Source organism: Stenotrophomonas sp. P5_A8, assembly GCF_056400545.1.
In genome coordinates this window covers 1-8098 of the sequence record NZ_JBFULB010000171.1, presented here as the reverse complement: position 1 = coordinate 8098, position 8098 = coordinate 1, and the positions used below count along the sequence as shown (strand labels likewise).

Genomic DNA, 8098 nt, shown 5'->3' with positions numbered 1-8098 from the left:
CATGCCCTTTCCGGCGAATGTCCCCCGGYGTCGGCCTGCGGCCGCCCCCTCCTCCTTTATTTCGCCTCCAAGGGTAGAGGGGCCCGGCGCCCGACCCACCGACCAGCGCCCAAAAACCCTGGCTTCTACTTGCGGTAGCCTCCGGCCGAAGGGCCATGCCCGCTGAATCACCCGCCAATCCACGACCGGGCTCCACCTGCGACAAAGTGAAGCAGCGCGTCACCGGGTCGCATGTGCCTTTCACGGATATCGGCCCAGACTGGTGCGGATTTCCAGAAACCAGTCGGAGGCGTCACGTGGACGCGTTGTTGTTGTCGCGGATCCAGTTCGGGTTCGTCATCAGTTTCCATGTGCTGTTCCCGGCCTTCACCATCGGCACCGCCAGTTGGCTGGCGTTCGTGGAGTCGCGCTGGCTGCGCACCGGCAACCCGGTCTGGCGCGAGCTGTATTTCTTCTGGCAGAAAATCTTTGCCGTGTCCTTCGGCATGGGCGTGGTCAGCGGCATCGTCATGGCCTTCCAGTTCGGCACCAACTGGCCGCGGCTGAGCGAAGTGGCCGGCAGCGTGATCGGGCCGCTGCTCACCTATGAAGTGCTCACCGCGTTCTTCCTGGAAGCCAGCTTCCTCGGCGTGATGATGTTCGGCTGGGGCAAGGTGTCGCCGCGCCTGCATTTTCTGTCCACCTGCATGGTGGCGCTGGGCACGCTGTTTTCCACATTCTGGATCCTGTCGTCCAACAGCTGGCTGCATACGCCGGCCGGCTACGCGATGATCGATGGCATCGTGCACCCGCAGAACTGGTGGCAGGTGGTGTTCAATCCCTCCTTCCCCTATCGCCTGGCGCACATGGCGCTGGGCTCGTTCATCACCACGTGCTTTGTGATCGGCGGCATCGGCGCGTGGTACCTGCGCAAGGGCACGCACGTGGAAGCCGGGCGCACGATGCTGCTGGCGGCCGTGGCGTTCGCCGCGCTGACCGTGCCGGTGCAGATCTTCGTCGGCGATATGCACGGGTTGAACACGCTCAAGCACCAGCCGATGAAGATCGCCGCGATGGAAGCGCACTGGCATGCCGAAGGCGAGGGCAAGGGCGTGCCGCTGGTGGTGTTCGCTCTGCCCAATGAAAAGGCCGAGCGCAATGATTACGAACTTGCGATCCCGCGCTTGGGCAGCCTGATCCTCACCCATTCGCTGGAGGGCACGCTCGATCCGCTGACCTCCGTGCCGGCCAGCGATCGGCCGCCGGTGGTGCCGGTGTTCTTCGCCTTCCGCATCATGGTCGGGCTCGGCTCGCTGATGCTGCTGCTGGCGTGGGTATCGGCGTTCCAGTGGTGGCGCGGCAAGCTGCTGCAGTCGCGCTGGCTGATCCGCGGCTGGAACTGGATGCTGCCCAGCGGCTTCATCGCACTGATCTCGGGCTGGTTCGTGACCGAGATGGGGCGGCAGCCCTGGGTGGTCTATGGCGTGCTGCGCACCGCCGATGCGGTAGGCCCGCAGAGTGCGTGGATGACGGCGCTGTCGCTGGGCGTGTACGTGGTCGGCTACGCGTTCGTGTTCGGCTGGGGCATCTGGTACCTGGTCAAGATCATCCGCACCGGTCCCAAGCCGCATGAGCCGGCCCCGGCGTTGGAGGCCGGCAGCCACACCCCGGCACGRCCGCTGTCCGGCGCCGACGAACCGCTGGAGGAGCGCTGACATGGAGATGACGACCTGGCTGCCCGTGGCATGGTTTGCGGTGATCGGCTTCGGCGTGCTGATGTACGTGGTACTGGACGGGTTCGTGCTGGGCATCGGCATCCTTGCGCCCATGGCCGAGGACGAAGAACAGCTGGACATCATGATGAACACCGCCGCGCCGATCTGGGACGGCAACGAGACCTGGCTGGTCCTGGGCGGCGCGGGCCTGATGGCCGCTTTCCCCAAGGCGTATGCGGCGTTGCTGTCGGCGTTGTATCTCCCCGTACTGCTGCTGGTGGTGGCGCTGGTGTTCCGCGGAGTGGCGTTCGAATTCCGCTTCAAGGCGCACCGCTCGCGCCGGCTGTGGAGCGTGGCCTTCGGGCTGGGCTCGTTGCTGGCCGCGTTCGCGCAGGGCGTGATCCTGGGCGCGCTGGTGCAGGGCCTGCAGGTGGTGGATGGGCGTTACGTGGGCGGGGCCTTCAGCTGGTTCAGCCCGTTCTCGATGCTGACCGGTGCGGCGGTGGTGTTCGGCTATGCGCTGCTGGGCAGCACCTGGCTGATCCTCAAGACCGAGGGGCGCGAGCAGACCTTCGCGCGCACGCTGACGCGGCCGCTGGTGGTGGCGGTGATCGTGTTCATGGGCCTGGTCAGCACGTGGCTGCCGTTCCTGGACTCGCGGCTGATGGCGCGCTGGTTCAGCGACGGCAACTTCTGGTGGTTGTCGCCGGTGCCGTTGCTGACCCTGGGCGTGGCGGTGGCGCTGTGGCGCAGCGCGATGCACCCCAAGCGCGACCTGCCGCCGTTCCTGCTGACCCTGGCGCTGTTCATCCTGGGCTTCATCGGCCTGGTGCTGGGCATGTGGCCCTACCTGCTGCCGCCGAGCATGACCTTGTGGCAGGCGGCCGCGCCGGCCTCGTCGCTGGGCTTCAGCCTGATCGGGCTGGTGGTGCTGCTGCCGGTGATCCTGGGCTACACGGCCTGGTCCTACCGAGTGTTCCGCGGGAAGGTGCGGGCGGATGTGGGGTATCACTGAGGGAGCGGCAGGGGCTGCAGCCCGTCATTGATCCGCTTGGGTCGCGGGGTGCCAGCGCATGCCGGGACACGCCGTGAACCCCGCTCCGTGGTTCGGCCCAGCCGCCGGCGGCTGGACGTTCGGGCGCATGCGAGGCAGTGCCTCGCAATCGATGCGCCCTCACCCATGCGGCTCGTTCGCCGCATCCATGCGGCGCACGGTCCCGSCAACCCACCCCGGCCCACCCCCGACAGTTGGCCGGCGACGGTTGGTTAAAGGCGGTAGGTCCCGGCCATTGGCCGGGGCGGGAATCGGTACGGGTAAAACGGCTGGGGCGGGCTGGATCGATGGACGGCGGGCCGGTAGGTCCCGGCCGCTGGTCGGGGCGTGAATCGGTACGCGCGGAACGGCTGCGGCCGCCGGGATCGATGATCGTCGCACCGGTAGGTCCCGGCCGCTGGCCGGGGCGTGAATCGGTACGCGCGGAACGGCTGCGGCGGGCTGGATCGATGATCGTCGGACCGGTAGGTCCCGGCCGCTGGTCGGGGCGTGAATCGGTACGCGCGGAACGGCTGCGGCCGCCGGGATCGATGATCGTCGCACCGGTAGGTCCCGGCCGCTGGCCGGGGCGGAAATCGGTGCGCGCGGAACGGCTGCGGTGGGGCTGTCCCTCGGCCTGGCGGTTTGAATGGCGGACGCCGGTCGCCCAGCCGCGTAAAATGGACGGATGAATACCCCCCAGGACTCCAGCCTCGGTCGCGAGGTTGCTTACCCGTCGCAGTACGATCCTTCGCTGCTGTTTCCCATTCCGCGCCGTGGCGCGCGCGAGGAGATCGGGCTGGACGAGGCGGCGCTGCCGTTCGTCGGCCATGACCGCTGGCAGGCGTACGAGCTGAGCTGGCTGGACCGGCGCGGCAAGCCGCGGATCGCAGTGGCCACGATCAGCGTGCCGTGCACGTCGCCGAACCTGATCGAATCCAAGTCGTTCAAGCTGTATCTCAATTCGCTCAACAGCACGCGTTTCGATGATGACGAGGCGGCGCGGCTGCGTATCACCGCCGATCTGTCCGGGTGTGCGGGCGCGGTGGTGACGGTGCGTTTCGGGGTGCCGGTGCTGGAGGAGGAGGCCGAAGGCGAGTCGCTGGATGCGTTGGACGTGGCGATCGAACGCTATGGTCCGCCGGCGCCGGAGTTGCTGTCGGCCGACGCCTCGCAGATCGTCACCGAGACGCTCAGTTCGGCGCTGCTCAAGTCCAACTGTCCGGTCACCGGGCAACCGGACTGGGCGAGTGTGAGCGTCCGTTACCACGGGCCGCAGATCGATCGGGAGGGGTTGCTCAAGTATCTGGTGAGCTACCGCGAGCACGCCGAGTTCCATGAGCAGTGCGTGGAGCGGATCTTCAGCGAGGTCAGCCAGCGCTGTGCGCCGACGTGGCTGGAAGTCGAAGCGCGCTATACCCGTCGCGGCGGCCTGGACATCAATCCGTGGCGGGCCAGCCCGGGCATCGCGCTGCCGGCCCGCACCGTGCGCGACCTGCGCCAGTAGAGCGACCCCATGGGTCGCTGCCCCGGCACCTGACACCGCGCGCAGCCACCCATGGGGTGGCTCTACCACCGGCCAATGTGGCCGCCCGCCCCGTTCCGCATGTCTTCACATCCACGCCATGCCCTATTAACACGGGCTGTGACACCGTGCCTCCCATGTCGTCAATGAAGACGGGAGTGTGTGGATGAGTACCGATAAAAAAGCCGATTTCTCCGGTGTCACCTCCAGCGTGGACAGCACCGCGCAGAAGGTGGAAAAGGCTGATTTCTCCGGCGTGACCTCATCGGTGGATACCACCGCCGAAAAGGTCGGAGGCACCTACACCGTACAGAAGGGCGACTCGCTGTCGAAGATCGCCAAACAGGAATTGGGCGACGCCAATGCCTGGAAGAAAATCTTCGAGGCCAACCGCGACGTATTGGAGGACCCGGACAAGATCTTCCCGGGCCAGACGCTCAAGTTGCCGCCCAAAGACTGAGTCGCCCCACTAGCATTCCACAGATTCCCAGGGAGGAATTCCATGAAGAAGACGTCCATCAGTACCGCCGTATTCGCCGCCATGCTGGCCACCGTTGCGCTGGTCGGCTGCAAGAAGAAAGAAGACACCGCCGACAACAACGCACAGCCTGCCGCAGCGATGACGCCGGCCGCGCCCGAGCCGATGACCCAGGCCGCACCGCAGCCGATGACCGCTGCCGCCGTCACCGTGTCCAGCGTCACCGTGGGCAAGACCGCCGCCGCCGACAAGAGCGTGGCCACCACGGCGATGTTCTCGCCGAAGGACGACATCATCGTGTCCGTCCGTACCGACGGCACCGCCAGCAATGCGAATGTCGGCGCCAAGCTGACCTTCCAGGACGGCCAGGTGGCCGGTGAGAATTCGCAGACGCTCAACACCACGGCGGCCGAGACCACCAACATCACCTTCAAGAATGCCAAAGGCTGGCCCGCTGGCAAGTACCGCGCGGAAGTCATGGTAGATGGTAAGGCGGCCGGAACGCCGCAAGAGTTCGAGGTTAAGTAAGCCCGCGCCGACTCTCTCCCGGCAACAGGCTCACGATGGACGCAGCCGCGAGGCTGCGTCTTTTTTTATGGGCCGCCGCCGGACCACAGCGTTCCAGTACGTTTGCGTATGGAACGGCTTTGCTCCGGGGGGCTGAAAACGCGACAATGCGTGGGTTTCCCGCCGTGCGCGCCGTTGGTTGGCGCGGTCCCCGGGGAAAGTGCGGGCCTCGCTCTGCGGTGCCCGGCACGCGACACGGTTGCACGCGGCCCGGCATCGCCGACGGCCATCATTCACGAGATCTGCAAGAGAGCCCTGATCCCCCATGTCGAACACGCCCAAGATTCTCTACACGCTTACCGATGAAGCCCCGTTCCTGGCCACGCAGTCGCTGCTGCCGATCGTCGAGGCCTACACCGCCACCGCCGGCATCGCGGTGGAAACCCGCGACATCTCCCTGTCCGGCCGCATCCTGGCGCTGTTCCCGGATTTCCTGAAGGACGACCAGAAAGAAGCCGACCACCTGGCCGAGCTGGGCCAGCTGGCGACCACCCCGGATGCCAACATCATCAAGCTGCCCAACATCAGCGCCTCGGTGCCGCAGCTGAAGGCGGCGATCAAGGAACTGCAGGACCAGGGCTTCGCCCTGCCGAACTACCCCGACGTGCCCTCCGATGACGTCTCGCGCGATATCAAGGCGCGCTACGACAAGGTCAAGGGCAGCGCGGTGAACCCGGTGCTGCGCGAAGGCAACTCGGACCGTCGTGCGCCGCTGTCGGTGAAGAACTACGCGCGCAAGCATCCGCACCGCATGGGCAAGTGGTCCAAGGAGTGCAAGTCGCATGTGTCGCACATGGACGGCGGTGATTTCTACGGCAGCGAGAAGTCGGCCACGCTGGCTAATGCCGGCAGCCTGAAGATCGAACTGCAGCAGGCCGACGGCAAGACCGTCGTGCTCAAGGAAAAGACCGCGGTCAAGGCCGGTGAGATCGTCGATGCGGCGGTGATGAGCCGCAACGCGCTGGCCTCGTTCGTGCAGGCGCAGATCGCCGATGCGAAGGCCAAGGGCGTGCTGTTCTCGCTGCACCTCAAGGCCACCATGATGAAGGTCTCCGACCCGATCATGTTCGGCGTGGTCGTCGAGGAGTTCTACAAGGACGTGCTGACCAAGCACGCCGACGTGCTCAAGCAGGCCGGCTTCGATCCCAACAACGGCATCGGCGATCTGTTCGCGCGCCTGCCGCAGCTGCCCGAAGCCACCCAGGAAGCGATCAAGGCCGACCTGGCTGCCGAGTACGGCAAGCGCCCGGGCCTGGCCATGGTCAACTCCGACAAGGGCATCACCAACCTGCACGTGCCGAGCGACGTGATCGTCGACGCCTCGATGCCGGCGATGATCCGTGACTCGGGCGGCATGTGGAATGCCGAGGGCAAGCTGCAGGACACCAAGGCGGTCATCCCGGACCGTTGCTACGCTGGTGTGTACCAGGCCGTGATCGATGATTGCCGCACCCACGGCGCGTTCGACCCGGCCACCATGGGCTCGGTGCCCAACGTCGGCCTGATGGCGCAGAAGGCCGAGGAGTACGGCTCGCACGACAAGACCTTCCAGATCCCGGCCGACGGCACCGTGCGCGTCACCGACGACGCCGGCAACGTGGTGTTTGAACACGCCGTGCAGACCGGCGACATCTGGCGCATGTGCCAGACCAAGGACGCCCCGATCCAGGACTGGGTCAAGCTGGCCGTCAACCGCGCCCGCCTGAGCAGCACCCCGGCGGTGTTCTGGCTCGATGCCAGCCGTGCCCACGACGCGCAGGTGATCGCCAAGGTCGAGACCTACCTCAAGGACCACGACACCAACGGCCTGGATATCCGCATCCTGGCGCCGGTGGAGGCGACGGCCCTCTCGCTGGACCGCATCCGCAAGGGTGAGGACACCATCTCGGTGACCGGCAACGTGCTCCGCGATTACCTGACCGACCTGTTCCCGATCATGGAGCTGGGCACCAGCGCCAAGATGCTGTCGATCGTGCCGCTGATGGCCGGTGGCGGCCTGTTCGAGACCGGTGCCGGTGGTTCGGCGCCCAAGCACGTGCAGCAGTTTGTCGAAGAGGATTACCTGCGCTGGGATTCGCTGGGCGAGTTCCTCGCGCTGGCAGCCTCGCTGGAGCACCTGGGCGACCGTTACGACAACGCGGGTGCGACCGTGTTGGCCAAGACCCTGGACCAGGCCAACGGCCAGTTCCTGGACAACGACAAGTCGCCCTCGCGCAAGCTCGGTGGCATCGACAACCGCGGCAGCCACTTCTACATCGCGCTGTACTGGGCCCAGGCCCTGGCCGCGCAGGATGACGATGCCGCACTGAAGGCGCGTTTCGCCCCGCTGGCCAAGGCACTGGCCGACAACGAACAGAAGATCGTTGAAGAGCTGGCCGCGGTGCAGGGCAAGCCGGTGGACATCGGCGGCTACTACCGTCCGGACGTGGCCAAGGCCGCGGCCGCGATGCGTCCGAGCACGACCTTCAACGGTGCGCTGGCCGCGCTGTAAGGTCGGCCTGCCGCACACGCGGTGAGCCATGAAAAACCCGCGCCTCGGCGCGGGTTTTTTGTTGGGCGCAGCATGCCAGGCATCGGTGGCGCCACCCCACGCTTGGTTGCCCGGAAACCCACGGGCAGAGCCACCCCATGGGTGGCTGCTACATGGCCGGGTAAGGTCGCAAAAAGCAGCCACGCATGGCGCGGTTCAACCCTGCCAGATTGTGATCGGCATCGTAGGCTGCCTCGTTTCGATGAAGGCCGCGTCAATATCTGTGGTACAGAACTTGCCTTGTCCCCAAAGGGTTTACCGACCCTTGCAA

At 66.2% G+C, this 8098-nt stretch carries 6 protein-coding genes; all 6 read left to right on the top strand.

Going from position 1 to position 8098, the window contains the following annotated elements:
• The first annotated feature begins 296 nt into the window (after nt 1–296).
• The 6 genes from AC1DQP_RS12760 (at nt 297) to AC1DQP_RS12735 (ending at nt 7788) form a co-directional block, all read left to right on the top strand.
• A complete protein-coding gene (locus tag AC1DQP_RS12760; protein WP_457318468.1) occupies nt 297–1694 on the top strand; it encodes a cytochrome ubiquinol oxidase subunit I in 1398 nt (465 codons plus the stop codon).
• A 1-nt stretch (nt 1695) separates the two neighbouring features.
• Nucleotides 1696–2709, top strand: coding sequence for a cytochrome d ubiquinol oxidase subunit II (cydB, locus tag AC1DQP_RS12755; RefSeq protein WP_457318467.1), 1014 nt, complete (start codon nt 1696–1698; stop codon nt 2707–2709).
• A 706-nt stretch (nt 2710–3415) separates the two neighbouring features.
• The gene (gene queF / locus AC1DQP_RS12750; protein WP_457319443.1) at nt 3416–4234 is read left to right on the top strand and encodes an NADPH-dependent 7-cyano-7-deazaguanine reductase QueF; all 819 of its coding nucleotides are present in this window, start codon (nt 3416–3418) and stop codon (nt 4232–4234) included.
• 184 nt (nt 4235–4418) lie between these two features.
• Nucleotides 4419–4712 carry a LysM peptidoglycan-binding domain-containing protein gene (locus AC1DQP_RS12745; protein WP_457319442.1) on the top strand — a complete coding sequence of 98 codons (294 nt, stop codon included), beginning with the start codon at nt 4419–4421 and terminating at the stop codon, nt 4710–4712.
• Nucleotides 4713–4754: 42 nt separating this feature from the next.
• A complete protein-coding gene (locus tag AC1DQP_RS12740) occupies nt 4755–5258 on the top strand; it encodes a hypothetical protein (protein WP_256776587.1) in 504 nt (167 codons plus the stop codon).
• Nucleotides 5259–5562: 304 nt separating this feature from the next.
• Nucleotides 5563–7788: an NADP-dependent isocitrate dehydrogenase gene (locus AC1DQP_RS12735; protein WP_457319440.1), complete on the top strand. Its 2226-nt coding sequence runs from the start codon at nt 5563–5565 to the stop codon at nt 7786–7788.
• The last annotated feature ends 310 nt before the right edge of the window (nt 7789–8098 follow it).